Source organism: Halomonas sp. Y3 (assembly GCF_024137965.1).
Lineage (GTDB): Bacteria > Pseudomonadota > Gammaproteobacteria > Pseudomonadales > Halomonadaceae > Halomonas > Halomonas mongoliensis.
The window spans coordinates 3175224-3201004 of record NZ_CP099975.1; the positions used below are offsets into that span (position 1 = coordinate 3175224).

Genomic DNA, 25781 nt, shown 5'->3' on the forward strand with positions numbered 1-25781 from the left:
CGCCGGAAAACCGGCGGGGGCGCTGTCGTTGGCGCTCCTGTCAGCCGCGTGGCAGGCTCAGTCGAAGGCGTCGGTGACCGCCCCGGTGCTGGCGGAGCTGACGGTCCTCGCGTACTTGGCCAGCACCCCGCGGGTGTAGCGCGGCGCCGGCTGCTGCCAGGCGGCGCGGCGGCGCATCAGCTCCTCGTCGGAGAGGTCGACCTCGATGGTATCAGCCTCGGCGTCGATGGTGATCACATCGCCATCCTCCACCAGCGCCAGCGGGCCGCCGTCGAAGGCCTCCGGGGTCACGTGGCCCACCACGAAGCCGTGGCTGCCGCCGGAGAAGCGCCCGTCGGTGATCAGCGCCACCTCGCTGCCGAGCCCGCGGCCCATGATCGCCGAGGTGGGGGTGAGCATCTCGCGCATGCCGGGCCCGCCCCGGGGCCCCTCGTAGCGGATCACCACCACGTCGCCCGCCACCACGGTGCCGTCGTTGATGCGCGCCTGGGCCTCCTCCTCGGAGCCGAACACCCGGGCGGTGCCGGAGAAGCGCGTGCCCTCCTTGCCGGTGATCTTGGCCACCGCCCCCTCCGGGGCCAGGTTGCCGTGCAGAATGCGCAGGTGGCTCTCCGCCTTGAGGGGGCTGTCGAGTGCGGCGATGATCTTCTGGTCATCGGGATAAGGGGCGACACTGGCCAGGTTCTCGGCGAGTGTCTTCCCGGTCACCGTCAGGCAGTCGCCGTGGAGCAGGCCGGCATCGAGCAGGGTCTTCATCAGCGGCTGGATGCCGCCGATCGCCACCAGCTCGCTCATCATGTAGTGGCCGCTGGGGCGCAGGTCCGCCACCACCGGCACGCGCCTGCCGATGCGGGTGAAGTCCTCGAGGGAGAGCTCCACCCCGATGGTGCGGGCCATGCCGATCAGGTGCAGCACCGCATTGGTGGAGCCGCCGAGTGCGATCACCACGGTGATGGCGTTCTCGAAGGCCTCCCGGGTCATGATGTCCGAGGGCTTGAGGTCGCGTTCGAGCAGCTCGAGCACCGCGGCGCCCGCCGCCTCGCAGTCCGCGCGCTTGTCGCTGGAGACGGCGTTCTGCGCCGAGCTGCCGGGCAGGCTCATGCCCAGCGCCTCGATGGCCGAGGCCATGGTGTTGGCGGTGTACATGCCTCCGCAGGAGCCGGGCCCGGGGATCGCCGTCTCCTCGATCTGCTTGAGCTCGATCAGGTCGATGTCGCCGCGGCTGTGGGCGCCCATGGCCTCGAACACCGAGACGATGTCGGTGTGGCCCTTGCCGGGCAGGATGGTGCCGCCGTAGACGAAGACGCTGGGGCGGTTCAGCCGCGCCAGGCCCATCAGGCAGCCCGGCATGTTCTTGTCGCAGCCGCCGATGGCCACCAGGCCGTCGAAGCCCTCGCAGCCGGCCACCGTCTCGATGGAGTCGGCGATCACCTCCCGCGACACCAGCGAGTACTTCATGCCCTCGGTGCCATTGGCGATGCCATCGGAGATGGTGATCGTGTTGAAGATCACCCCCTTGCCGCCGGCGGCGTCGGCGCCGTCCCGGGCGTGCTCGGCCAGCTCGCCGATATGGCTGTTGCAGGGCGTGACCATGCTCCAGGTGGAGGCAATACCCACCTGGGGCTTGGCGAAGTCCTCATCACGAAAGCCCACCGCGCGCAGCATGGCGCGGCTGGCCGCCTTCCCGGGGCCGTCCACCACCTTGGCGGAGTGGCGGCGGCGGGGGTCCTTGGGGGTGTCGCTCATGGCGGGGCTCCTTGTGAAGATGGGGTAACCCTCAGAGGGTGGACCTCGAGCCCCGGGCTGTCCATAGCCGCCGGCCTGGCTAGTCGGCGAGCCCCAGCTTGTTCCAGCGGTAGCTGAACTGGCGAGGCGTCAGCCCCAGCAGCTGGGCGGCACGGGTCTTGTTTCCCCCGCTGCGCCGCAGGGCGTGGCAGAGCGCCTCGGGGCTGTGGGAGGTGGCCGGCACATAGGGGCGTACGTCGGCGACCGTCGCGGTGGCGCCCGGAAAGGGGCCCCCGCCCTCCCCCGGCAGCGGCCCGCCCGCGGCACCTCCCCCCGGCGCCCCGGCCGCCATCTCCTGCTCCCCGGGGAGGAAGCGCTCCACGTCCTCCGCCTCCAGGGCCGCCCGATCGGTCAGCAGCACCATGCGCTCGATCACGTTGCCCAGCTCGCGGATATTGCCCGGCCAGGGGTAGGCCTGCAGGCGCTCCAGCGCCCCGCCGGTGAGGTGGACGTTGCGCTGGTTGGCCTGGTTGATCCGGTTTAGGTGGTGCAGCGCCAGGGCCGGGATATCGCCGCTGCGCTCGGCCAGGGAGGGAAGCCGGATCGGGATGACGTTGAGCCGGTAGTAGAGGTCCTGGCGGAAGGCGCCCCGGGCCACCTCCTCCTCGAGGTGGCGGTTGGTGGCCGCCACCAGACGCACGTCGATGGCGAGTTCACTCTTGCCGCCCAGCCGGGTGATCGACCCCTCCTGCAGGGTGCGCAGCAGCTTGGTCTGCATGGCCAGGGGCAGTTCGCCGATCTCATCGAGAAAGAGGGTGCCGCCGTCGGCCTGCTCGAAGGAGCCCTGGCGCAGCGACTGGGCGCCGGTGAAGGCGCCCTTCTCGTAGCCGAAGAGCTCGGACTCGAACAGGGTCTCCGGAATCGCCGCGCAGTTGACCTTGATGAAGGGCGCCTCCCGCCGCGGGCTGGCCAGGTGCAGGGCCCGGGCGAAGAGCTCCTTGCCGGTGCCCGACTCCCCCAGCAGCAGCACGCTGGCGGTGGAGTCGGAGACCTGCTCGAGCTCCGTCACCGCCTGGAGCAGCCGCGGGGAGCTGCCGACGATGCCGTAGCGGCTGGCGCTGGAAGCCAGCGCCCGGGAGAGCAGCCGGTTCTGCTGCCGGAGGGATTCGGTGCGCGCCTGCATCTGGGCGTGCAGCTGCAGCAGCTGGCCGGCATAGGCCGCCAGCAGCTTGAGCATCTGCAGGTCATCCGCCAGGGGGCGCGGGCGGCGCCGTATCCGGTGGCAGGCCAGCACCCCCAGGGTGCGCTCGGCCACCCGGATCGGCTGGGCGATGAAAGAGACCGGGCCCTCCGGCAGCCGGCTGCGCGCCACCATCCGCCCCAGGAAGAGCGGGTCGCGGTCGATGTTCTGGCAGACCATCAGCTGGCCGGTGGCCAGCACCCGACCGGTGATCCCCTCGTGGAGCCCGTAGCGGCCCCGGGAGACCTCCTCCCGGGTCAGCCCGTAGGCGTAGCGGATCTCGCCGTGGCGGCCCGCCGCGTCCAGCAGCACGATCCGCCCCCGGTTGAGTCCCAGCAGCTCCGACAGCAGGTGCAGCATCTCCTGGAGCGCCGGCCCCGGGTCCGTCTTGCGCCCCGCCAGCGCCATCACCTGCTGCAGCAGCAGCATCTCCTGGGCCCGCCAGAAGGCGGGAGAGCGCTCGCTGTCGGGCTCCTCGGCCCGGCGTCCGCTCCGCTGCCGCGAAACCCGGCCTGTCTCCGTCTCGCACTCCCTCTCCATGTCGCTCCTCCCGCAACGCAGGTGCCCCCGGCCGGGCCGGGGGCAAGACATCGCGCCTCACGGCGCCTGTTCTCTGGTCGACGCCGGCTCAGTAGCTCTTGTAGGGCAGGAACTTGCCCGACAGCACCACCTTGACCCGGTCGCCGTTGGGGTTCTCCTCGCGCTGGATATCCATGGAGAAGTCGATGGCGCTCATGATGCCGTCGCCGAACTCCTCGTGGATCAGCTCCTTGATGGTGGTGCCGTAGACGCTGACCACCTCGTACCAGCGGTAGATCAGCGGGTCGCTGGGCACCTCGGTGGGCAGCGACCCCTTGTAGGGCACCACCTGCAGCCAGGCCACCGCCTCGTCGGGCAGGTCGAAGATCTCGCCCAGCACCTCGGCCTGCTGCTTGTTGAAGGTCATCTGGCCGAGGCAGCCGGCGGTGGTCCACTCCTTGCTCAGGCCCACGGCCTGGGCCACGTCGCTCCACTTCACGCCCTTGCTCACCTTGGCGGAGAGGATCATCTCGGTCACTTGCTTACGGTCGGTAATCATCGTGGTTTCTCCTGGTCACTCATCGAGGGGTACTGGGTAAAAGAGGCCGAGCGGGAAGCATCCCCGCCTCAGGCCGGGCCTGCCGCGGCGCGGCGGGGCGTATTCGTCGGCGGCTCATCATCCCGGGAGGCGACGACCTTCAGGGAGTCGAGCCCCGGCCGCACCACCCTGGGCTCGCCGTAGGCGGCCTTGAGGTCGCGCGTCTCCTGGAGCTTCTTCGAGCGGTGCACCAGGAAGTCCACCAGGTGGTTGCGCAGCCGGTAGAACTGGGGGTCGTGGTGCATCGTCTCCCGCTGCCGCTCCCGGGGCAGCGTATTGATGACGATCTCGGCGATATGGGCCCGGGGGCCGTTGCTCATCAGCAGGATCTTGTCGGCCAGCAGGATCGCCTCGTCCACGTCGTGGGTGATCATGAAGACGGTCTGACGGGTATCGGCGCAGATCCTGAGCAGCTCGTCCTGGATCACGCCCCGGGTCAGGGCGTCCAGGGCGCCGAAGGGCTCGTCCATCAGCAGCATCTTGGGCTCCACCGCGAAGGCCCGGGCGATGCCGACCCGCTGCTTCATGCCGCCGGAGAGCTCCGCGGGCTTCTTCTTCTCCGCCCCCGCCAGGCCCACCATCTTCAGGAAGCGGGCGCCGTGCTCGGCCACCTGGTTGCGCGACCACCCCGGATGGCGGGAGCGCACCGCGAAGGCGATGTTCTCCTCCACGCTCAGCCAGGGCAGCAGCGCATGGCCCTGGAACACCACGCCGCGATCGAGGCTCGGGCCGTCCACCTCCTTGCCGTCCATCACGATGCCCCCGCGGCTGGCCTGCTCCAGGCCGGCCAGGGCGTTGAGGATGGTGCTCTTGCCGCACCCCGAGTGGCCGATGATGCAGATGAACTCGCCCTTGTGGATGGAGAAGCTCACGTTCTCGAACACCGGCGGCAGATCGCTGCGATACTGCTTGGCCAGGCCCTCCACCTTGACGAAGGCCACTTCGCTGTCTTTCACATCATTCGACATAGGTCACCTTCCTCTGCAGTTGGGCAAACATCAGGTCCAGCAGCATGCCGATCAGGCCGATCATCAGGACCGCGAAGATCACGTTGTTCAGCGACAGGTTGTTCCACTCGTTCCAGACGAAGTAGCCGATCCCGGTCCCGCCCACGAGCATCTCGGCGGCGACGATGACCAGCCAGGCGATACCCATGGAGATCCGCATGCCGGTGATGATGGTGGGCGCCGCGGCGGGCAGGATCACCCGGAAGGCCTTGCGCAGGGGGTTCACCTCCAGGGTTCGCGCCACGTCCAGCCAGTCCTTGCGCACCCCCGCCACGCCGAAGGCGGTATTGACCAGCATCGGCCAGATGGAGCAGATGAAGATCACGAAGATGGCCGAGATGGTGGAGTCCTTGATGGTGTAGAGGGCGATGGGCATCCAGGCCAGCGGCGAGATGGGCTTGAGCACCTGGATGAAGGGGTTGAGGGTCTGGTAGAGCAGCGGCGACATGCCGATCACGAATCCCAGGGGGATGGCCACCGCCATGGCCAGCAGGAAGCCCGCCGCCACCCGCCACAGGGAGTGGGCGAGCTGGATGCCGATGCCCTTGTCGTTGGGGCCGTTGTCGTAGAAGGGGCTGGCCAGGTGGCCCAGAGCGCTGGAGGCGAACTCGCCAGGGGTGGGAAAGCCGGAGCTGCGTTCGCTCTCCGCGGAGAGCCCCATCAGCATGGCGTACTCCGGGTCCAGCGCCTCGTCGCCACCGCTGGCGGTGACCTGGGTCGCCGCATGCCAGATGCCGACCAGCACCAGCAGCAGCAGGCAGGAGAGCAGCCCGGCGCGCAGTTTCAGTGTCTTGTCCATGGTGTCATCCTCGATTCAGTCGGCTGTCGGGCTCAGGCCCGCGACAGCGGCAGGCTCTGCAGATACTCGTCGGCCCGATGGGGGTCGAAGGTGCGGCCCATGATCTCGAAGCTGGGGTAGCCATCCAGCGGCTCCTGCTCCGCCTCGGCCATGCCGAGCTCCGCCATCTGGCGCCTGGCGTCGGTCATCAGGAACACCTCCTCGGCCAGCGCCTTGAAATCCACCTCCTGCTTCAGGTAGCCCCAGCGCTTCATCTGGGTGAGCATCCAGGTCGCCATGCCGTACCAGGGCATCGGCTCGAAGCCGGAGCGGTCGGGCTGGTCCTGGATGCCGCCCAGGCCGTCGGCGTAGCGCCCGGTCAGCGCCTGGCGAATGACGATCTCCGGCTGGTTGAGGTAGTTGGGGGTGGAGATCGCCTCGGCGATGGTGCCGAGGTTGGCCGGATCCCGGGCCATGGCGGAGGCGTTGAGCACCGCCCGATAGAGCGCGGCGAAGGTGTTGGGATTCTCCTGGATGAACGCCTCGGACATGCCGAAGGAGCAGCAGGGGTGGCCGTTCCAGATCTCCTTGGTCAGCAGGTGCAGGAAGCCGATCTGGTCGTAGACGGCGCGCTGGTTGAAGGGGTCCGGCCCCAGGAAGCCGTCGATGTTGCCGGCGCGCAGGTTGGCCACCATCTCCGGGGGCGGCGTGACCCGAAGCTGGACGTCGTTGTCCGGGTCGAGGCCGTGCTCGGCCAGGTAGTGGCGCAGCAGGAAGTTGTGCATGGAGTATTCGAAGGGGATGGCGAAGCGGAAGCCCTTCCAGTTGCGCGGGTCGCGGTTGTCCTTGTGCTTCATGGCCAGGGTGATGGCCTGGCCGTTGGTGTTCTGGATGGTGGCCACGCGCATGGCCTGTCGCGACGAGCCGAGCCCCAGGGAGATGGCCAGCGGCATGGGCGCCAGGAAGTGGGAGGCGTCCAGCTCGCCGTTGAGCATCTGGTCGCGCACCAGGGCCCAGCCCGAGCTCTTGATCAGCGAGACGTTCAGCCCCTGTTCGGCGTAGAAGCCCAGCGGGTCGGACATGATCAGCGGCGTGGCGCAGTTGATGGGAATGAAGCCCACCCGCAGGTCCTTCTTCTCCAGCGGCCCCTGGCGCTCCTCGGCCATGGCCTGCAGGCTCTCCATGGGCAGCACGCTGGCGATGGCCGCCATGGCGCTGCCCATGCCCACCGCCTTGAGGAAGCGCCGCCGGGTGGCATCGTGGGGAAACAGTGCCTTGACCGCCGCCGCCTCCACAAAGTCCCGGGAGAGGGTATCGGGGTCCTGCGCCCTCGCCTGCCTGGCCGCTGCATCGTGGTCCGCCTGGCTCTGGTGCTGGCCGCAGCTGCAGCCGCCCAGGCGGGAGTCGCTCGAGTAGGGACGGTAGATATTGTTGTCGCTCATGGCTTGTCCTCGAAGGTGTTGTGCAAGGGGTCAGGCGGCGCGGCGGCCGGCGCCCACGCTCAGGGTGGCCAGGACGCGCTCGCCCTGGCGCTGTTCCATCTCGAGCCGCTCCGCGTCGTCGCTGACCGTGACCCAGTCGGCATCGGGATCCGGCCGACCGCTCAGGGTGATCGGCAGCTGCCGGGTCTTGAGGCGCACCACCGGCGCCGCGTGGCGGTAGCCCGGGTGGTCACGCTCCAGCAGCGCATGGGCCAGGGCCTCGGCCTGGCGCGCCAGCGGTTCGATGAAGCGACATGGCTGGCCCTCGATGGCGATGCAATCGCCCAGGGCGAAGATGCCGGGCACGCTGGTGGCCAGGGTGCGCCCGTCCACGCAGATCCCGCCGGCGAAGTCGAGCCCGGCCTGACGCGCCAGGCGCGGCTCGGTGGCAAGCCCGGTGGCGGCGACCACCTGATCCACCACCAGCCGCTCGCCGTCGGCCAGCTGCACCACCCGCTCCCCCGCCGCGTTGCGTTCGACGCCCGCGACCGCGACGTTCGGGTGCACCGCGATGCCCAGCGCCCGCTGGGCGGCCAGCAGGCGACGCCCGGCGGCCTCCGGCAGCAGTCCGGCCAGGGGGTAGGCGTGGCGGTCCAGCAGGCTCACGCGATGACCGGCCCGGGCGAGATCCTCGGCCAGCTCGCAGCCGACCATGCCGCCCCCCACCACCGCCACCCGCGCCGGCCCGTCGGCCAGGGCCCGCTGCAGCCCGCTCCAGCCGGCCAGGTCGTTGACCCGCCAGCAGTGCGCCTCGGGCAGCGCCGCGGGCAGCGCCGGCCGGGCGCCCATGGCCAGCACCAGGCCGGTGTAGCTCAGGGTGCCGCGGGTGGTACGCAGGCGGCGCGACTGCGGCGAGAGGCCGGTGACGAAGGTGCGGGGCAGCAGCTGCACGCCCAGGCGCCGCGCCGCCTCGCTCCCGGACTCCCGCACCAGGTCATCGGCGCTCTGGCCGCGGCTCAGCGCCACCGACAGCTCCGGCTTGTGGTAGCGGTCGCCCGAGCAGGCGGTCACCAGGGTGATCGGCAGGTCGCGATCCAGGGCCCGCAGGGCCTCCACCGCCGCCCAGCCGGCCAGGCCGGCGCCCACCACCACCGCACCGACGCGGCGGGGGCTGGCGTCGGCCGCCACGGCGTCCACCGGCTCCCTCGGCACGAAGGGCTCGAAGTCCGCCTTGGTCACGCCGCACAGCGGGCACTCCCAGTCGTCGGGGATATCCTCGAAGCGAGTGCCGGGGGCCAGGCCGCTGTCCGGGTCGCCCTCCGCCTCGTCGTAGATCAGGCCGCAGGCGCGGCAGATGTACTGCTGAAAGGGACGCTCCTCGCTCATGACGGCATCTCCTCGCGCATCAGGCGCGCCATCTCCCAGCGCAGGTGCTTGATGGCCGGCGTCACGATGGCCACGAAGTGCGCCTCGCGAATGCGCCGCTGGGGAGCCGCGCTCATCAGATAGCCCCTGGCCCCCTGGTGCAGCAGCGCCGACTGGGAGGCGCGCAGCGCCAGCTCGGCCCCCTGCACCCGGGCGTCCAGCACCTCGAGCAGGAAGTCGCGGCCGCCCTCGAAGGGGGTCTTCGCCAGCGTCAGGGCGCGCTGGCGCAGCTCGTCCAGCTCCGCCTGCAGGGCGTCGGGGCGCTCGTCGAGATGCTGGTTGACGTGCCCCAGCGCCGGCTCCACCTCGCGGATGGCGTCGATGCTGCCCTGGGTGACCCCCACCGCCATGCCGGTCTGCAGCAGGATGAAGGCGGCCTTGATGCGGGCGATGAAGGGGCGCGCCGGGTCGGCGATCAGCTCATCCTCGCCGACGAAGTAGTCCTTGAGGGTGATGCTCCAGGTGCTCGAGCCCTCCATGCCGGAGAAGGCCGGGCACTGGCGCAGCGCCACCTCCTCCCGGCAGTGCAGCACGAACATGATCTCGTGGGAGAGGCTGCCGTCGGCGCCCTCGACCCCGGCCAGGGCGCCGCAGTACTGGCCGGCGGCGATATGGCTCACCCAGGGCAGGGTGCCGCTGACCCGGTAGCCCCCCGGGACCCGCCGGGCCCGCAGCGCCAGGCTCTCGATCCCCGACAGCGCCTTCATGGGGTTGGAGAGCGCCGTGCCGCCGAAGCTGTCGCCACGGGCGTGGCGCTCCAGGAAGTCACCGCAGAGCGCCGGGTTGCCCGACTGCTCCAGGTAGAGGCCGAAGACATCGTGGGCCCAGACCAGAAAGCCGGTGGTGCCGCAGTGGCGGCTGACCTCGGCCATGGCGCCGATGGCCTGGTCGAAGCGCTGGCCGCGGCGGTCCAGGTGGGCCCCCAGGCCCCCGGCGCGCCCCAGGGACGCCATGATCTCCAGCGGGTAGTGGCCCCGGTCGATGCGTCCGGCCATCTCGGCCAGGGGGCCGGCGGCGATCCGCTCGACCCGCGACACGATATCGGCACTCGAGGCGTCGCCGGGTGGAAGCCCCGGGGCGGGGGGCGGCGCGGTGCGAACGGCGTTGGCAGTGGCGGCTTCGATCATGGTCATCTCTCCGTGCAGGCGTTCAGGGGTACGGTCGCGCGGCTTATTCCGGGTCCGCCAGGCTGATGCTGAAGGGGATGGGGTTACGCATGGTGTTGGCCACCGGGGAGTAGAAGTTGGCGTGCCGGACGATCTCGTCGAGCTCCTCGCGGCTGGCGTCGCCCTCGACCAGCACCTTGACGCGGATCTCCTGGAAGCCCATCTCGGGAGGCTGCTTCTCGGCGCCGCCGGCTCCCCAGGCGGCGGGGTTGCCGATATCCCCCTCCAGGAAGATCTCCAGGCGGCTCAGCTTGACCTGCTTCCAGGTGGCCACGGCGGTGATGCCCACCGCCAGGCAGCCGCCCAGGCCGGAGAGGACGATCTCGCCCGGCGCCGGCGCGGTATCCTCGCCGAACAGGTGCAGGGGCTCGTCCACCACCACCTGGTGCCCGCTGACGTGGCTGATGGTGCGGTACTGCCCTTCGGTGACGGTGTGGACCTTGTTGGTGCCCCGGGTGGCAGGGTTGCTGCGGCCCTTCTCGGCGAAGCCCAGCAGGCCGTCACGGTCGATGGGGCGCAGATAGTCGGAGCCGGTGGTGGCAACGGTGGCGGAAACGGTGGCTTCGGCGGCTTGGCTCATGGTGTTCTCCTGGGTGTCTCGAATTGCTTGATGAACGTTTTCACCAAGCAGTTGCAAGCCAGGCACCAGGAATGCCAAAAACCCTACTGAGTCTTTTATTTTCAGATACTTGAAAACCAGGCAAGGGACCTCGACCGATCCCGGGAAGCCCGACAATGTCGGACAGAGTGGCGACAATGTCGACAATTGGTGCGACGCACCATGCCAAGAGGCCATGGCGGTGCAGGGAAACTCGCCCCATCCACTCTGCCCGGACGGGGCATGGGGACGGCGACGCTGCTAGAGTGTCAGGCAGCACATCGCAGCGACGGCGCACCGATTCGCCTGTCGCCCCAACCCAGCCGTCAACCAACAGGGAGCGTTAGATGAACAACGATTCACAGGAGCTGCTGCGCGACATGGTCGAGCCGCTCTACCGCGGCAAGTTCTGGATGCAGCTCACCGGCGTTATGCTCATTCTCTCGGGCATCCTCACCGCCCTCTCCATCGTCGGACTGATCGTGGCCTGGATTCCGATCTGGGCGGGCTGGGTGCTGATGCAGGCGGCGGGCGCCGCCGGGCGGGTCTTCGAGAGCGGCGACTCCCGGGACATGAAGTTCGCACTCGGCAAGCTCAAGACCTACTTCACCATCTTCGGCGTGCTGATCCTCATCTACCTGGCCATCGCCGTGGGCGGAATGCTGTTCGGCGCCGTCGGCATGATGGGCATGATGGGCGGCCACATGTAGTCACCGGAACGACCCCGTCACGAGAGCGCCCCCGCCGGTCAACCGGCGGGGGCGCCATTGCCGTATCCGAAGGCAGAACCTATACTTTATAGCAAAATGCGATAGGGCAGCCGCCATGCATGTCATCACCCAGAAGCGCATCTGGGAAGCCAAGCAGAAATGGCCGCAGGCCGCCTCTGCCCTGGATGCCTGGTATCGGCTCATGAAGTCGAGCGAGCCCGGCAGCTTTGCCGAGATGAAGGCGCTGTTTCCCGCCACCGACAAGGTCGGCCGGCAGCATGTCTTCGATATCGGCGGCAACAAGATTCGTCTCATCGCCGTGGTGCACTATCGCTTCAGGAAGGTCTATATCCAGTACGTCCTCGATCATGCCGAATACGACAGGGGCACCTGGAAGGAGTGAACATGAACAGCATCGTCCAACAGGCGGCCGCCCACTGGCGCTTCGTGGCCCCACTGCTCAATGCCCCAGAATCGGAAGACGACTACGATGCCCTGGTCGCAGCGCTCGATGAGCTGCTGGAGCTGGTCGGAGACGACGAGGAGCACCCCCTGGCGAGCCTCGCCTCTCACATGGGTGACCTCATCGAGGAATATGACGATGCCCATCGCCCGATACCTGAGGTGAGGGGGGCCGACATGCTCCGCCACCTGATGCAGTGGCACAGCCTCGACCAGTCGAGCCTGCCGGAAGTCGGCACCCAATCGGTGATCTCGGAGATCCTCAACGGCAAGCGACGCCTGAACGTGCGCCAGATCAAGGCCCTAACCCAGCGCTTCGGGCTATCCGCCGATCTCTTCCTCGACTGAGGGGGCCTCCCCTCTTCCCCTGAGCAACGCCCACCGCAAGCAAGGCGGGTATGGCGACGGCTACCCGCGCAGCCCGCTCAGCGCGGCATCACGGCGTCGTGGAAGGCGCGCTCCCTGGCGACGGTCTCGCGGAAGCACTCGGCCATGCGGGTGAAGGCGGCGTCATCGAGCGCCTCGGCCTCCTCGTCCAGGCGGCGGCGCAGCCAGGCCACGAACTCCTGGAAGGCGGGGTTGTCGTGCAGGTCGATCCACTCCCCCACCAGGGGGTGCAGCCCCTCCACGCGGGTGATGCGCAGCGCCCACTCGAGATAGATCCACTCGGTGACCACCAGGGCGGCGAGGATCTCGGCATAGCCGCCGTCGCTTCCGGTTTCGCGCAGCAGCGCCTGGAAGGCGCGGGTCTCGGGCAGGTAGTCCGGCGCCTGGCGCTGGGCGGCGGGCACCGCGAAGGCCTCGAAGGTGCGCTGGAAGGTGCTGTTCTCGTCGCTGGTCAGCATGCCCATGAACTGCCCCAGCACCACCCGGTCGGCCATGCTCGGCGCACGGCCGATGGCGAAGCCGATCAGCGCGGTGAAGGGGTCCACGAAGCCGTAGTCCTGCACCATGTAGGCGGCGAAGTCGGTGCCGGCGAGGCGACCCTCGGCCATGGCGTCGAAGAGCGGGTGGTTCACGGTGGCGGACCAGTCGGGCTCGCTGATCTCGCGCAGCCAGTCGGTGAGGCGCGGCGCGTCCTGCTGCGCCGCCCAGGCGGTCCAGTCGGCTCGAGTCGTCATCGGGCATCTCCTTGGAGTGTCGGTTGGAATCTCGCCCCCGGGTACCGCCAGGCGATCAGCAGGCTCACCAGCGTGGAGGCGAGCAGCGCCCCCAGGAAGGGCGGAAGCGTCGGAATGCTCTCCGGGAAGGTGGCGGCGAGCACCCCGGCGGAGAGGCTCCCCAGGGTGATCCAGCCCGGCACGATCGCGCCGAGAAGACCCGCCACGCCGCCGGCCACCGCGGCGAGCGGCGACATGCGTCGCCACAGGCCCAGCAGCACCGGCAGCAGGATGGCCGCGCACAGGAGATCGGCGATCAGGAAGAGGCGCAGCACCGAGAAGCCCTGCAGCGCCACCCACACCACCGGCAGCATCAGCGCCACCGTGGCCAGGCGCGCCGCCCGCACCGAGAGACCGCGTAGGCCGGAGCTCGCCACCGCCATGGAGGCGATGGCGTTCTGCAGGGTATCGACGCTGGAGGCCACCAGGGTCACCGCCAGCACCAGGGCCGGCAGCGCCAGCCAGGCCGGCGCGGCGGAGAGCAGCGCGAAGAAGGGAATCGGCGGCTCGCCGAGCGGCAGCGCATGCATGGCCGCCACGATGCCGAGCCCGCCGATGGCCATCACCACCAGCAGGCTGCTGGCCCCGCCCAGCAGGGCCCCACGGGCCAGGGCGCGGTCATCCTCGGCGGCCCACACCCGCTGCCAGTAGCCCTGATGGAAGAGGTTGGCCGCGGTGACGGCGATCACCAGGGTGAGCGCCACCGAGAGCGCGCTGCTCGTGGGAATCGAGGGCATCACGGCTTCGGCCGGCATGGGCGGCAGCCACCACCAGGCCACGCCGCCCACCAGCACCAGCAGGGCCAGCAGCAGCCAGGCCTGCCAGCGGTCGGTGGCGAGGCTCGCCCGCAGCCCGCCCAGGGTGGTGTAGACCAGGGTGACCACCGCCACCCCGAGGATCACCAGCGCCGGCGGCACGTCGGAGAGCAGCGCGGCGATGGCGCCGATGGCGGTGAGCTCGGCGGCCAGGAAGATCGCCATGTAGGCCACCGAGACGAAGGAGACCCAGCGCCGCACCCCGGCGCCGTAGCAGGACTCCGCGAACTCGCCGATGCTGCGCCCCTGCGGCAGGTGGCGACGGATCGCCGGGCCGTAGAGCCCCAGCACGATAAAGGGCAGCGACGAGCCGATGGCGTAGCCGGCCAGCGCCACCGGCCCCACGAAGGCGCCGATCTCCGGCGGCGCGAAGAGGATCCAGGCCCCCATGCTGGAGGCCAGGAACGACAGGCCGATGGCCTGGGCGCCCTGGGAGTTGCGGGCGGTGACGTAGTCATCGAGCAGGCCATCGGCCCGGCGGGCCCGCAGGCCCAGGAAAGCAAAGCACAGAAGCGCCGCGCCGAGCACGGCAGACGTCAGGTAAGGCATGTCGCGCTTCCTCCGCCGGTATGAACCGGATCAGGTTCCAGGGTCGGCGCTTGGCCCTCTCAGCCCCCGCGGATGCGGCGGGACTCCCCTGGCGACAAGTGAATGAGTTGTGTGGGCCCGCCGCTGTCGGTAACGCGACGGGCCGGAGGCATCATAGCGAGGCCATGGGCTGGCGGCCAGAGGCTACGGGGTCACCACTGACCACCCGACCACGACGTTGGAGCCCTCTCGCGGCGAGACGATGTAAAAGCCACCCCTCTTGATTAGTATGAGCGGATACTATCGGCATAGAGCGGGGAGCAAGCCTTGCTGAATCTTGACACTCGTCTTCGACAAGCAGCCTTTCAGCGCCTTGAGGCCATCACTCGACAGTTTTCGAATGATGTCCCCTGGGAAGCCATTGCTGAACCTGTGCCTATGGGTGAAGAGACGTTCTATATCGCCAGCCGGGCCATTGGCATTTTCAAACCCAGACAGATGCCGGATGGCATTTTGAGCATCAAGACCGTGGTGCCCAAGCAGGGGCGAGTCAATATCTATTCCGATGGCGCAAGCGATGAGGGAGGCTTCTGGTACTCGCTTGAGGCGGGAGGAACAGCCAAGGCGGCAAATCGGCAGCTACTGATTAGCTATGAAAGGCAAGACCCCATCATCTACCTGATGGGCGTGGCTCCAGGTCGCTACTTCCCCTTATGGCCCTGCTATATCGATAGCGTGGACCTAGCTAGAGAGCTATGCCATGTCAGCATGCGCGAAAGAATCGGCGATGTGCGCCGTATCGCAGAGACCACCGGCACCTACGACGTCGATGAACTAGAAAAACGCTACGTCATCCGTGAAGCCAAAACGCGGGGTCATCAGGCAGAGTTCCGTGCACGCGTGATGCAGGCATACTCCAATCGCTGCGCTATGACCGGTCTACCCGTGCCACAACTGCTCGAGGCAGCCCATATCATCCCGGACCCGCATCCAGGGAGCACCACCGAAGTCAGCAACGGAATCTCTCTCAGCCGTCTTCACCATCGGGCTTACGATGCCGATTTGATTGGCATAGACCCCGACTACCGGATCCATCTAAATGACGACTTGCTATCGACACAAGATGGCCCGCTTCTCGAAAGCATGAAGCAGCTCAACGGCCACAAAATCTTCACCCCCAAGCGTTTGGATCAAAAGCCAAGCAAAGAGGCCCTTGAGCTGCGCTATCAGCAATTTTTATCTCGATAGAGCCCCTACTTCTCCCTCGCCACCCTACCCATCAGGTAGAACTCCTCGTTGGGCGGGGTGCCGGCGAGGGTGACCAGGCGGTTGGACATGCCGAAGAAGGCGGCGATGGCGCCGATGTCCCAGATGTCGCCCTGGGTGAAGCCGACCTCCAGCAGACGGGTCTGCCACTGGTCGGTGAGTTCGCCGACCTCCAGCCCCGAGTGCATGGCGAAGTCGAGCATCACCCGGTGGCGCTCGCTCAGATTCGCCACTCGGTGGTTGATGGCGACCTGGTCGGCCAGCAGCGGGTCCTTGCTGTAGATGCGCACCAGGGCGCCGTGGGCCACCACGCAGTAGAGGCACTGGTTGCGGGCGCTGGTAGCCACCACGATCATCTCCTTCTCCGCCTTAGTGAGGGTGTCGGACTCCCGCTCCATCAGGGCGTCGTGGTAGGCGAAGAAGGCGCGGAACTCGGCCGGGCGGTGGGCCAGCATCAGGAAGACGTTGGGGATGAAGCCGGCCTTCTCCTGCACCGCCAGCATGGCGTCGCGAATGTCCTCGGGCAGCTCCTGGATCGACTCGGGGATGGGAAAGCGGCTGATGGGCGCGGTCATGGTGACTCCTGGACTGTGGTTGTTATTGGAAAACATCAGTTAACGTCAACGTCAACAGGCTGTCCATACGGCGTGTGTCGAACCGGGTCCGAAAGGTACGGCGACCAGCCTGTCCAGCGGTGGTCTCCGCCGGGAGTCCTTCGGCCTCCAATCGCCCGGGGGACCCGGGCTCCTACAGAAAGACAGCCAAGGCAGCCATGAACCGAGACGGGAGGCCTGTGGCCTCCATTCGCCCGGCAGAGCCGGCCTCCCACAAGGGACCCGGGCTCCTGCAGAAAGACAGCCAGGGGAGCCGTGGACCGAAACGCACGCGGCCCCGCCTCTCTCGAGGCGGGGCCGCGTTGTTACCGAGCGGGTGTGATCAGCTCAGCGAGATGGTGCTGTTGATGCCGCTGGAGACGTTCTCGGGCTCGAACCAGCGGGCGGTGACGGTCTTGGTCTGGGTCCAGAAGGCGATGGCCTGCTTGCCGTTGGGGCCCAGGTCGCCCAGCTTGGAGGCCCGGGAGCCGGTGAAGCTGAAGTAGGCGACCGGCACCGGGATCGGCACGTTGATGCCGATCTGGCCGACGTCGATGTCGGTCTCGAAGCGACGCGCCACCCAGCCGGAGTTGGTGAAGATGGAGGTGCCGTTGCCGTTGGGGTTGGCGTTGATGAACGCGATCGCCTCGTCCAGGGTCTCGACGCTCACCACGCAGAGCACCGGGCCGAAGATCTCCTCGCGGTAGATGGTCATCTCCGGGGTCACGTCGGCGAACAGGGTCGGGCCGACGAAGTTGCCCTCGGGGTAGCCCTCGACCTGATAGCCGCGGCCGTCCACCAGCAGCTTGGCGCCCTCCTTCTCGCCGGCGGTGATCAGCCGCTCGACGCGTTCCTTGGCCTGGGGAGAGACCAGGGGGCCGAGGTCGGCGTCGGTCTGGGTGCCGGGGCCCACCTTCATGGTCCTGGTGCCCTCGACGATGTCCTCCAGCCACTCGCGGGCCTCGCCCACCAGCACCACCACGGAGTTGGCCATGCAGCGCTGGCCGGCGGCGCCGTAGGCGGAGCCGAGCAGGTTGTTGATGGCCTGGCTGCGGTTAGCGTCGGGCATGATCACGCAGTGGTTCTTGGCGCCCATCATCGACTGCATGCGCTTGCCGGCGGCGGCGGCGCGGTTGTAGAGCAGCGAGCCCACGTGGGTGGAGCCGATGAAGGAGAGCGCCTTGATGTCGCTATGGTCGGCGATCTGGTTGGCGACGTCCGGGCCACCGTGGACCACGTTGAGCACGCCGGCGGGGATGCCCGCCTCGTGGGCCAGCTCGACCAGGCGCATGGTGGAGGTGGGGTCCTGCTCGGAGGGCTTGAGCACGAAGGTGTTGCCGGTGGCGATGGCCAGCGGGAACATGAAGCAGGGCAGCATGATCGGGAAGTTGAAGGCGGTGATGCCCGCGCCCACCCCCAGCGGCTGGTGCATGGTATAAACGTCCACCTCGTTGGCGGCGTTCTCGGCCAGCTCGCCCAGCTGCAGGCTGGTGATCGAGCAGGCGTGCTCCACCACCTCCAGGCCGCGGCCCACCTCGCCTACGGCGTCGGGCAGGGTCTTGCCGTGCTCCTCGGTGATCAGCGCGGCGAGCTCGTCGGTGTGCTCGCGGATCAGCGCCTGGAGCTTGAGCATGATGCGCATGCGCTTGCCCAGCGGCACCTTGCGCCACTCCTTGAACGCCTCCTTGGCGCTGGCCACGGCGCGGTCCACCTCCTCCGCGGTGCAGAAGGGCACCCGGGCGACCACCTCCTGGGTGGCGGGGTTGACCACGTCGCGCCACTCCTGGCTCTGGGACTGGACCGGCTGGCCATCGATGAACATGGGAATTTCGCGGACTGACATGGAGCGCTTCTCCTTTACCTGTAGTGTCGCCGCCCGGGGGGCCGCCTTGTTGTTGTTACCGTCTGCCGAGTCGACATGCTGCGCCGACGTGGACCGCCCTGGCATTAGACTTTATGTGTATAAAAACACGAAAGCTGATGAGGACGAGTCTATCCAGAGGTCGGATGGCGCCACAATAGGCACTCGGGCACATTGCTTGTGCGCTGATGCACAACCATACCTATCCAGGAATCCCCATGCAGCTCGACTGGCAGGACATCCAGATCTTTCTCGAGGTGGCCCGCAGCCAGCGGCTCACCGACGCCGCCCGCCGCCTGGGGCTGGACCACTCCACCCTCTCCCGGCGCACCCGGCGCTTCGAGCAGAAGCTCAACGCCCAGCTCTTCGAGCGCAGCACCCACGGCTACCACCTCACCGAGGCGGGGCAGCAGCTGCTCGCCCATGCCGAGGAGATGGCCCGCCACGCCTTCGAGGCCGGAGAGAGCCTCACCGACAAGAACCACCAGATCAGCGGCCAGATCCGCCTGGGGGTCACCGAGGGCCTGGGTACCTGGGTGATCGCCCCCCTGCTCTCGGCCTTCTGCGAGCGCCATCCGGGAGTCACCCTGGACCTGCTCGCCCTGCCCCGGGTGGTCAACCTGAGCCGCCACGAGGCGGATCTCGCCATCACCGTGGAGCGCCCGGTCAGCCCGGGGCTTGTGATCTCGCGGCTCTGCGACTACCGGCTGCGCCTCTACGGCAGCGAGGGGTACCTCGAGCGTCACGGCACGCCGCAGCGGCTCGCGGAGCTTAGCCGGCACCGGCTGATCGGCTATGTGGATGACCTCATCTTCAGCGAGCAGCTCGGCTACCTGGCGCCGCTGCTCGACCCGGCGGTGGTGGACCCGCCGCCCCACTTCCCCCTGCGCAGCACCAGCGTCACCACCCAGCACGTGGCCGCCCGCCACGGCACCGGACTCGCCGTACTGCCCTGCTTCATGGCCGAGACGGACACCACCCTGACCAGCGTGCTGGATGATGAGGTGGAGATCGTGCGCCAGTTCTGGATCACCGCCCGCCAGGAGCAGCGCCAGCTGGCCCGGGTGCGCCTGCTGTGGGACTTTCTGCGCGAGGCGCTGGAGGCCAATCGCCCCTTCCTGATGGGGGAGCAGAAAGCGTTGGTGATCCCGCCTACGGTGCCCTGAAAGACACTCAGGTCCGGGCCAGGCTACCCACTGATGGCCGCGTCAGCGTTCACACTCACGGTGTTACGGCCCTGACGCTTGGAGGCGTAGCTGGCGGCGTCTGCCCGGGCCAGTACCGTCTCGATGGCATCATCGCCCTCCTGGAAGACGGTCAAGCCGATACTGGCGGTCACGAAGTACTCGCGGCCCTCGTGGCTGACACTCACCTGGCTCACCACGGCCCTGACCGTTTCGGCGATAGTCCCGGCCTGGCTCAGGGTGCAGCTCGGCAGCAAAAGGCCAAACTCGTCGCCCCCCTGGCGGGCCAGGTGGTCGCTGCGCCGCACTTCCCAGGCCACCACCTGGGCCACGCGCCGCAGCAGCTCATCACCGAGAGCGTGGCCGCCGTCGTCGTTGATCGGTTTGAAGTGGTCCAGGTCAAAGAGCATCAGGGCTGCGGGCGTGCCGGTCTTGGTGAAGTCGGCCAGCGCCTCCTCGAGGCGACGCTCGAAGCCGCGGCGGTTGAGCAGGCCAGTCAGCGGGTCGTGCTCCGCCTCCCAGCGCCGCAGGGCCTCCTCGTGGCGGCGCTCGGTGATGTCCTTGACCATCCCGACGATGCCGAGCGGCGCCTCGCCGCCCGCTACCGGGCTGGCGTGCACCTCCAGCCACAGCAGCTCGCCGCGGGCGTCATGCATGCGCAGCTGCCGCAGGAAGTCTTCCCGCCGGGTCAGGGCATGCTGCCAGAGGTCCAGGGCCCCCTCGCGGTCATCCTCATGGATGCGCTCCAGCACGGCCGCCGTGGTGGTGTCCGGCGCGAGCCCCAGCATGGCCACCAGAGCGGGGTTGAGGTAGTTGATCTCGCCATCAAGACTGGCCACGAACATGCCGGTCGGCGTCGATCCCAGTACGGCGTTCAGGAAGGCCTCGCGGTCGCGCAGCCGATGCAGCGCCTCGCTGCGCTCGCGTTCGAGGCGGTTGAAGGTCGCCGAGACCTGGCGCAGCTCCTGCAGGTCGGTGGAGAGCACCAGGCGCTGGCGCCGCCCTGCGCCCACCTCGCCGATCTGCGCCTCCAGGCGATGCAGCGGCGAGAGCTGACGCCCCACCCACCAGCGGGTCAGCGCCAGCAGCAGCAGGGCCGCCACCAGCCAGGTCCACCACAGCTGTTGCAAAAAGGCCTGCAGCGGTGCCAGCACCGAGCGACGCGGCATCATCATGGCCACCACCCAGTCGGCGTCCCACACCTGGCGGTAGGCCACCAGCAGGGTATCGCCCTGGAGCTCGTGGCGGGTTTCCCCCTGCCAGCCATCCAGCGCCAACTGGAAGTCCGGCGGGTCGAGCCGCGCCAGAGCATCGACAGCGCCGTTGAGGGCGCCCGGGACGAACAGGGGCTCTCCCTCGGCGGTAAAGATCGCGACGTGCCCCTGGTGCTCGAAGGAGAGCGAGGCGATGCTGCGGAAAAACTGGCCATGGGCCAGGTTGAGCATGCCCCCCACCACCCCGGCGAATGCGCCATCGTCCGTGAAGCGGGGCACCAGCATCAGCACCAGAGGCTCCCCGCTGGCGCGCCCGACGAAGGGCCGGCTCACGTAGGGCCAAGGCGAGTGGCGCAGCATCTGGAAGTATTCGGTATGGGTGGTCTCGAGCCCCACACGGCCCGGCAGCTCGGGAAGGTCGGCGACCACGCGACCCTCGGCGTCGCTCACCATGACGCCCTCGAAGTGGGCCAGCAGGCTGCGGTTCTGCCGAAGCAGAGCGGCGACGTCTTCACCGCTCCCGTCGGCCAGCTGGCCGGCCAGGTGCGAGAGCGCCATGAAGCGCTGGTGGAGGCGGTCCTGCAAGCCCCGGCCGAGCATCTCGGCCTGGTAGCCCAGGTGCGAATGGTTGGCGTCGCGGGCCAGGGTCTGGCCCATGCCCCAGGCCACGCCCAGCAGCAGGGCGATGATGACCAGCCAGGTCACCACCAGCCCTGCAAGAAGACGGCCCTGCAGCGTCTGCAGTGCCCGCCAGAAATTCCATGGCACCAGCCCTTTTCGCAACCTTCCCCCGGCGCTGCCCCGAATGACAACCAATGTCACAATTCGAGGGCATGTTACAACATTCGCCGCAAGAGGTTTACTTTCCCGAGGCCTGACGGGCCGCGTCAGGCGTAGCAGCTCCACCACCGCCTGCCGATTGAGATTGGCTATCGCAGCGGTCGACATTGCCGCATTGTGCTAATGGATCTCGGAGGAGTAGGTTAGGGGTGATCCGGACAGGAGCAGCGGCCGTCGCGCCCGCAAGGTTGGCGATGGTTGATATGGCTCATTGTCCCCCCGGGAAGTCATCGTCTATATAAGGATGGCTATTCCCGAAACGAAGCTCAACGCAGCCAAGATGGAGAGCGATATGGGTGATCAGCAGAACACTGGCAAGTGCCCGGTCATGCACGGCGGCAACACCGCTGCAGGCCATTCGAACATGGATTGGTGGCCGGAAGCGCTGAACCTGGACATCCTGCACCAGCACGATCGCAAGACCGACCCGATGGGCGAGGACTTCAACTATCGTGAAGAGGTCAAGAAGCTCGACTTCGAGGCGCTGAAGAAGGACATGCACGCCCTGATGACCGACAGCCAGGAGTGGTGGCCGGCGGACTGGGGTCACTACGGCGGCCTCTTCATCCGCATGTCCTGGCACGCGGCGGGCACCTACCGCATCGCCGACGGCCGCGGCGGCGGCGGCACCGGCAACCAGCGCTTCGCTCCCATCAACTCCTGGCCGGATAACGTCAGCCTGGACAAGGCGCGCCGCCTGCTGTGGCCGATCAAGAAGAAGTACGGCAACAAGGTCAGCTGGGCCGACCTGATCATCCTGGCCGGCACCGTGGCCTACGAGAACATGGGCCTGCCCTCCTTCGGCTTCTCCTTCGGCCGCGAGGACATCTGGCACCCCGAGAAGGACATCTACTGGGGGGCGGAAAAGGAGTGGCTGGCACCCTCCGACGAGCGCTACGGCAACGTCGAGAAGCCGGATACCATGGAGAACCCCCTGGCCGCCGTCCAGATGGGTCTCATCTATGTGAACCCGGAGGGCGTCAACGGCCAGCCCGACCCCATCAAGACCGGTGAACAGGTCCGCGAGACCTTCGCCCGCATGGCGATGGACGACGAGGAGACCGCGGCGCTGACCGCCGGTGGCCACACCGTGGGCAAGTGTCACGGCAACGGTGATGCCGATGCTCTGGGCCCGGAGCCCGAGGCGGCCGACGTGACCGAGCAGGGCTTCGGCTGGCACAACCCCAATATGCAGGGCAAGGCCGCCAACGCCGTCACCTCTGGCATCGAGGGCGCCTGGACCACCCATCCGACCAAGTTCGACATGGGCTACTTCGACCTGCTGTTCGGCTACGAGTGGGAGCTGAAGAAGAGCCCCGCCGGCGCCTGGCAGTGGGAACCGGTGGACATGAAGGAGGAAGACAAGCCCCTCGACGCCACCGACCCCTCCAAGCGTCACAACCCGATCATGACCGACGCCGACATGGCGATGAAGATGGATCCGAAGTACCGCGCCATCTGCGAGAAGTTCATGGCGGATCCCGAGTACTTCAAGGACTGCTTCGCCCGCGCCTGGTTCAAGCTGACCCACCGCGACCTGGGCCCGAAGAGCCGCTATATCGGCCCCGAGGCGCCCCAGGAAGACCTGATCTGGCAGGACCCGGTCCCCGCCGGCAGCACCGACTACTGCGTCGAGGCCGCCAAGCAGAAGATCGCCGAGAGCGGCCTCTCCATCGGTGAGCTGGTCGCCACCGCCTGGGACAGCGCCCGCACCTTCCGCGGCTCCGACATGCGCGGTGGCGCCAACGGTGCCCGCATCCGCCTGGCACCCCAGAAGGACTGGGAGGGCAACGAGCCCCAGCGCCTGGCCAAGGTGCTCAAGGTCTACGAGCAGCTCTCCGCCGAGACCGGCGCCAGCGTGGCCGACCTGATCGTGCTGGGCGGCAGCGTGGGCATCGAGCAGGCCGCCAGGGCCGCCGGCCACGATGTGCTGGTGCCCTTCATCCCGGGCCGCGGCGACGCCACCGCCGAGATGACCGACGTCGAGTCCTTCGAGCCGCTGGAGCCTGTGGCCGACGGCTTCCGCAACTGGCAGAAGAAGGACTATGTGGTCAAGCCGGAGGAGCTGATGCTCGACCGCGCCCAGCTGATGGGCCTGACCGCGCCGGAGATGACCGTGCTGGTCGGCGGCATGCGCATGCTGGGCACCAACCACGGTGGCACCAGGCATGGCGTCTTCACCGACCGTGAAGGCCAGCTGACCAACGACTTCTTCGTCAACCTGACCGACATGGCCTACACCTGGAAGTCCGCGGGCAACGGTACCTACGAGATCCGCGATCGCAAGAGCGATCAGGTGAAGTGGACCGCCAGCCGCATCGACCTGGTGTTCGGCTCCAACTCCATCCTGCGCAGCTACGCCGAGGTCTACGCCCAGGATGACAACCAGGAGAAGTTCGTGAAGGACTTCATCAAGGCCTGGACCAAGGTGATGAACGCCGACCGCTTCGATCTGGAGCAGTTCCAGAAGTGATCAGGGCCTGAGCCGGGCGCCCGCCCGGCTCATATCGGCTCACCGATACAGAGGCGCCCGGGGAAACCCGGGCGCCTTTCTTGTGCCTGAAGGCAGCAGCGATCAGGTGCCGCAGAATGTCCTGAAGACCTTCTCGGTGGCCGGCGCCGGCTCGGCGTACGCCTCCCGGCCGGGCTGCTCGGTGAAGGGGTCGGCCAGCACCTCGCGCAGGGCCTCGAAGGGGCCGAAGTCATCCTGCTCGGCGGCGGCGGCGATCATCCGCTCCACCTGGTGGTTGCGGGGGATATAGAGCGGATTGACGGCGTTCATGCGTGCGGCGATCTCGCCGGCACCGGCCGCCTCCCGGGCCAGGCGCTCCCGCCAGCGCGGCAGCCAGGCGCGCAGCGCCCCGTCGCTCTCGAAGCGCTCGAGCAGGGCGGGGGCGTCCTCCTCCACCGCCTCGCTCAGGCGGCGGAACGCCAGGGTGAAGTCCGCCCGGCCGGCCTCCATCGCCTCGAGCAGCGTCTCGGCCAGCTCGCGGTCGCCCTCCTCCTCCTGCACCAGCCCCAGCTTGGCACGAAACAGCGCCAGCCGCTCGGCCTCATGGCACGGCACGAAGGCCTCGATCACCGCCGTGGCCCGCTCGATGGCCCGCTCCTGATCCGCGTCGAGCAGGGGCAGCAGGGTCTCGGCGAAGCGCGCCAGGTTCCACTGGGCGAGCCAGGGCTGGTTGCGGTAGGCATAGCGCCCCTGCTCGTCGATGGAGCTGAACACCGTGGTCGGCGAGTAGGCCTCCATGAAGGCGCAGGGGCCGTAGTCGATGGTCTCCCCGGAGACGGCGCAGTTGTCGGTGTTCATCACCCCGTGGATGAAGCCGAGCCCCATCCATTTCGCCACCAGCGCCGCCTGGCGCCCGGCCACCGCCTCCAGCAGCGCCAGGTAGCGCTCGCCCTCCTCCAGGCCCTGGAGCTCTGGATAGTGACGCTCGATGGCCAGGTCGGCGAGGGTCCGCACCGCCTCCACATCGTCCCGGGCGGCGAAGTACTGGAAGGTGCCCACCCGCAGGTGGCTCGCGGCGACGCGGGTCAGCACCCCGCCGGGCTCCGGCACCCGGCGGAAGACCCGCTCGCCGGTGGTCACCGCGGCCAGCGCCCGGGTGGTGGGCACGCCCAGGCGGTGCATCGCCTCGCTCACCAGGTACTCTCGCAGCACCGGGCCCAGCGGCGAGCGGCCGTCGGCGCCCCGGGAGAAGGGGGTCATGCCGGCGCCCTTGAGCTGGATGTCGCGCAGCCGCCCGTCGCGGTCGACCACCTCGCCCAGCAGCACCGCCCGGCCGTCGCCCAGGCGCGGGTTGAAGTGGCCGAACTGGTGGCCGGCGTAGGCCTGGGCCACGGGCTCGGCGCCTTCCGGCAGGGCGTTGCCGGAGAACCACTCGGCGGCGCGCGCCTCGTCGAAGGCGTCGAGGTCGAAGCCCAGCGCCTCGGCCAGGGGGCGGTTGAAGGCCACCAGGCGCGGCGCGGGCACCGACACGGGGTCGAAGCGCTCGAAGAAGCGCTCGGGAAGGCGGGCATAGCGCAGGGTGAACTCGGGAAACATGGCGGCTCCGATAGGCGGCGGGGGCGTGAATACCCGAGTATAACGCTCGGAATTCTCCCTTTCGACCTATCGCCCCCATAGCGGGCTCAGTCCGCTGTCACCGGCGCCAGGGCCTCGCGGATCCGCTCGGCCAGGCACAGCAACCGGGTGGATTCGGCGAAAGTGCACGCAATTCCCCACGCTTTCGGAGGAGATTGGACATTCGCTTTTCGGGTGAGTAGGGTAATGTCCCCCGGATCAGGACAATATCGACAAAAAACCGATCCCTGACGTGCCGCGGCCCCAGCGCCCGGCCACCCTGGTCTTGCCTCACCGCAGACTGGATCGCCGTACCCTTCGACTGACCGTCGTCGACGCCATCGAGAGAGAAGGAATCCATGTCGCGCCACTACGCCGATGAGGGCCGGTGCATGCCGCGCCGCCCGCCGCCCGACCTCCCCTTAGCGGGGTAATGCCTCCACGGCAGGCTCTGCCGTGTTCGGTTGCCATCCCCTGACGCTGCGCCCATGCGCCGGCGGCACTCTGCTGCCTGCCTGCCCGCTCGCGGACCGACCGCTCGCGCCGTCACGGCCCCTGGCTCCCCCAGCATCGTCACTGCGTTCGGCACTCCGGCTCGCCCGGCG

At 68.3% G+C, this 25781-nt stretch carries 21 protein-coding genes and 1 riboswitch; of the genes, 6 read left to right on the plus strand and 15 right to left on the minus strand.

What is annotated here, in order from left to right:
* Positions 1-57: 57 nt before the first annotated feature.
* The 9 genes from ilvD to NHL60_RS15035 form a co-directional block, all read right to left on the minus strand.
* Complete coding sequence (ilvD, locus tag NHL60_RS14990; RefSeq protein WP_253445141.1) at positions 58-1746, minus strand: dihydroxy-acid dehydratase; 1689 nt, start codon at positions 1744-1746, stop codon at positions 58-60.
* Positions 1747-1825: 79 nt separating this feature from the next.
* Entirely contained in the window at positions 1826-3505 is a 1680-nt protein-coding gene (locus NHL60_RS14995) for a sigma-54-dependent Fis family transcriptional regulator (protein ID WP_253445143.1), read from the minus strand.
* An 88-nt stretch (positions 3506-3593) separates the two neighbouring features.
* Positions 3594-4043: a cyanase gene (gene cynS / locus NHL60_RS15000; RefSeq protein WP_062375986.1), complete on the minus strand. Its 450-nt coding sequence runs from the start codon at positions 4041-4043 to the stop codon at positions 3594-3596.
* A 68-nt stretch (positions 4044-4111) separates the two neighbouring features.
* Positions 4112-5050 carry an ABC transporter ATP-binding protein gene (locus NHL60_RS15005; protein WP_253445145.1) on the minus strand — a complete coding sequence of 313 codons (939 nt, stop codon included), beginning with the start codon at positions 5048-5050 and terminating at the stop codon, positions 4112-4114.
* The gene (gene ntrB / locus NHL60_RS15010; RefSeq protein WP_253445147.1) at positions 5040-5888 is read right to left on the minus strand and encodes a nitrate ABC transporter permease; all 849 of its coding nucleotides are present in this window, start codon (positions 5886-5888) and stop codon (positions 5040-5042) included. The genes NHL60_RS15005 and ntrB overlap by 11 nt, the downstream gene beginning before the upstream one ends.
* Positions 5889-5920: 32 nt before the next feature.
* Positions 5921-7309 (minus strand): ABC transporter substrate-binding protein, encoded by a 1389-nt coding sequence (locus NHL60_RS15015; RefSeq protein WP_022524340.1) that lies wholly within the window; start codon positions 7307-7309, stop codon positions 5921-5923.
* A gap of 30 nt (positions 7310-7339) precedes the next feature.
* A complete protein-coding gene (locus NHL60_RS15020) occupies positions 7340-8674 on the minus strand; it encodes an FAD-dependent oxidoreductase (protein ID WP_367399331.1) in 1335 nt (444 codons plus the stop codon).
* Positions 8671-9840: an acyl-CoA dehydrogenase family protein gene (locus tag NHL60_RS15030; RefSeq protein ID WP_253445149.1), complete on the minus strand. Its 1170-nt coding sequence runs from the start codon at positions 9838-9840 to the stop codon at positions 8671-8673. The genes NHL60_RS15020 and NHL60_RS15030 overlap by 4 nt, the downstream gene beginning before the upstream one ends.
* A gap of 43 nt (positions 9841-9883) precedes the next feature.
* Positions 9884-10459 (minus strand): OsmC family protein, encoded by a 576-nt coding sequence (locus tag NHL60_RS15035; RefSeq protein WP_062375954.1) that lies wholly within the window; start codon positions 10457-10459, stop codon positions 9884-9886.
* A 365-nt stretch (positions 10460-10824) separates the two neighbouring features.
* Between NHL60_RS15035 and NHL60_RS15040 the strand changes: the two genes are divergently transcribed.
* The 3 genes from NHL60_RS15040 (at position 10825) to NHL60_RS15050 (ending at position 11997) form a co-directional block, all read left to right on the plus strand.
* Positions 10825-11187: a DUF5362 family protein gene (locus NHL60_RS15040; protein WP_253445151.1), complete on the plus strand. Its 363-nt coding sequence runs from the start codon at positions 10825-10827 to the stop codon at positions 11185-11187.
* A 115-nt stretch (positions 11188-11302) separates the two neighbouring features.
* Complete coding sequence (locus tag NHL60_RS15045; RefSeq protein ID WP_253445154.1) at positions 11303-11590, plus strand: type II toxin-antitoxin system HigB family toxin; 288 nt, start codon at positions 11303-11305, stop codon at positions 11588-11590.
* A 2-nt stretch (positions 11591-11592) separates the two neighbouring features.
* Positions 11593-11997 carry a type II toxin-antitoxin system HigA family antitoxin gene (locus tag NHL60_RS15050; protein ID WP_253445157.1) on the plus strand — a complete coding sequence of 135 codons (405 nt, stop codon included), beginning with the start codon at positions 11593-11595 and terminating at the stop codon, positions 11995-11997.
* A gap of 77 nt (positions 11998-12074) precedes the next feature.
* On the opposite strand, the gene NHL60_RS15055 is transcribed toward NHL60_RS15050, so the two are convergent.
* Positions 12075-12770, minus strand: a complete 696-nt coding sequence (locus NHL60_RS15055) for a TenA family protein (protein WP_253445160.1) — start codon at positions 12768-12770, stop codon at positions 12075-12077.
* On the minus strand, positions 12767-14173 hold the full coding sequence (locus tag NHL60_RS15060) for a sodium:solute symporter (protein WP_253445162.1): 1407 nt from the start codon (positions 14171-14173) through the stop codon (positions 12767-12769). The genes NHL60_RS15055 and NHL60_RS15060 overlap by 4 nt, the downstream gene beginning before the upstream one ends.
* Positions 14163-14273: riboswitch (TPP riboswitch) on the minus strand. (Overlaps the previous gene by 11 nt.)
* A 206-nt stretch (positions 14274-14479) precedes the next feature.
* On the opposite strand from NHL60_RS15060, the gene NHL60_RS15065 reads away from it, so the two are divergent.
* Entirely contained in the window at positions 14480-15400 is a 921-nt protein-coding gene (locus NHL60_RS15065) for an HNH endonuclease (RefSeq protein ID WP_253445165.1), read from the plus strand.
* A gap of 5 nt (positions 15401-15405) precedes the next feature.
* Here the strand turns inward: NHL60_RS15065 and NHL60_RS15070 are convergent, their stop codons facing one another.
* Positions 15406-15993: a peroxidase-related enzyme gene (locus NHL60_RS15070; protein WP_253445167.1), complete on the minus strand. Its 588-nt coding sequence runs from the start codon at positions 15991-15993 to the stop codon at positions 15406-15408.
* Positions 15994-16354: 361 nt separating this feature from the next.
* Positions 16355-17854 (minus strand): CoA-acylating methylmalonate-semialdehyde dehydrogenase, encoded by a 1500-nt coding sequence (locus NHL60_RS15075; RefSeq protein ID WP_253445172.1) that lies wholly within the window; start codon positions 17852-17854, stop codon positions 16355-16357.
* Between the two features lie 236 nt (positions 17855-18090).
* Between NHL60_RS15075 and NHL60_RS15080 the strand changes: the two genes are divergently transcribed.
* A complete protein-coding gene (locus NHL60_RS15080; protein WP_253445175.1) occupies positions 18091-19038 on the plus strand; it encodes a LysR family transcriptional regulator in 948 nt (315 codons plus the stop codon).
* 23 nt (positions 19039-19061) lie between these two features.
* On the opposite strand, the gene NHL60_RS15085 is transcribed toward NHL60_RS15080, so the two are convergent.
* Positions 19062-21038, minus strand: a complete 1977-nt coding sequence (locus NHL60_RS15085; protein WP_367399332.1) for a diguanylate cyclase — start codon at positions 21036-21038, stop codon at positions 19062-19064.
* Between the two features lie 364 nt (positions 21039-21402).
* On the opposite strand from NHL60_RS15085, the gene katG reads away from it, so the two are divergent.
* A complete protein-coding gene (gene katG, locus NHL60_RS15090) occupies positions 21403-23583 on the plus strand; it encodes a catalase/peroxidase HPI (protein ID WP_253445178.1) in 2181 nt (726 codons plus the stop codon).
* A 102-nt stretch (positions 23584-23685) separates the two neighbouring features.
* Here the strand turns inward: katG and NHL60_RS15095 are convergent, their stop codons facing one another.
* Positions 23686-25158, minus strand: coding sequence for a YdiU family protein (locus NHL60_RS15095; RefSeq protein ID WP_253445181.1), 1473 nt, complete (start codon positions 25156-25158; stop codon positions 23686-23688).
* Positions 25159-25781: the final 623 nt, after the last annotated feature.

Excerpts from the sequence above, each read along its gene's own strand:
- NHL60_RS15095 (WP_253445181.1), bottom strand. The coding sequence starts at position 25,158 with ATGTTTCCCGAGTTCACCCTGCGCTATGCCCGCCTTCCCGAGCGCTTC.
- NHL60_RS15060 (WP_253445162.1), bottom strand. The coding sequence starts at position 14,173 with ATGCCTTACCTGACGTCTGCCGTGCTCGGCGCGGCGCTTCTGTGCTTT.
- NHL60_RS15055 (WP_253445160.1), bottom strand. The coding sequence starts at position 12,770 with ATGACGACTCGAGCCGACTGGACCGCCTGGGCGGCGCAGCAGGACGCG.
- NHL60_RS15005 (WP_253445145.1), bottom strand. The coding sequence starts at position 5,050 with ATGTCGAATGATGTGAAAGACAGCGAAGTGGCCTTCGTCAAGGTGGAG.
- NHL60_RS15020 (WP_367399331.1), bottom strand. The coding sequence starts at position 8,674 with ATGAGCGAGGAGCGTCCCTTTCAGCAGTACATCTGCCGCGCCTGCGGC.
- NHL60_RS15070 (WP_253445167.1), bottom strand. The coding sequence starts at position 15,993 with ATGACCGCGCCCATCAGCCGCTTTCCCATCCCCGAGTCGATCCAGGAG.
- NHL60_RS15040 (WP_253445151.1), top strand. The coding sequence starts at position 10,825 with ATGAACAACGATTCACAGGAGCTGCTGCGCGACATGGTCGAGCCGCTC.
- katG (WP_253445178.1), top strand. The coding sequence starts at position 21,403 with ATGGGTGATCAGCAGAACACTGGCAAGTGCCCGGTCATGCACGGCGGC.
- ntrB (WP_253445147.1), bottom strand. The coding sequence starts at position 5,888 with ATGGACAAGACACTGAAACTGCGCGCCGGGCTGCTCTCCTGCCTGCTG.
- NHL60_RS15075 (WP_253445172.1), bottom strand. The coding sequence starts at position 17,854 with ATGTCAGTCCGCGAAATTCCCATGTTCATCGATGGCCAGCCGGTCCAG.
- NHL60_RS15045 (WP_253445154.1), top strand. The coding sequence starts at position 11,303 with ATGCATGTCATCACCCAGAAGCGCATCTGGGAAGCCAAGCAGAAATGG.
- ilvD (WP_253445141.1), bottom strand. The coding sequence starts at position 1,746 with ATGAGCGACACCCCCAAGGACCCCCGCCGCCGCCACTCCGCCAAGGTG.
- NHL60_RS14995 (WP_253445143.1), bottom strand. The coding sequence starts at position 3,505 with ATGGAGAGGGAGTGCGAGACGGAGACAGGCCGGGTTTCGCGGCAGCGG.
- NHL60_RS15030 (WP_253445149.1), bottom strand. The coding sequence starts at position 9,840 with ATGATCGAAGCCGCCACTGCCAACGCCGTTCGCACCGCGCCGCCCCCC.
- NHL60_RS15015 (WP_022524340.1), bottom strand. The coding sequence starts at position 7,309 with ATGAGCGACAACAATATCTACCGTCCCTACTCGAGCGACTCCCGCCTG.
- cynS (WP_062375986.1), bottom strand. The coding sequence starts at position 4,043 with ATGATTACCGACCGTAAGCAAGTGACCGAGATGATCCTCTCCGCCAAG.
- NHL60_RS15080 (WP_253445175.1), top strand. The coding sequence starts at position 18,091 with ATGCAGCTCGACTGGCAGGACATCCAGATCTTTCTCGAGGTGGCCCGC.
- NHL60_RS15050 (WP_253445157.1), top strand. The coding sequence starts at position 11,593 with ATGAACAGCATCGTCCAACAGGCGGCCGCCCACTGGCGCTTCGTGGCC.
- NHL60_RS15035 (WP_062375954.1), bottom strand. The coding sequence starts at position 10,459 with ATGAGCCAAGCCGCCGAAGCCACCGTTTCCGCCACCGTTGCCACCACC.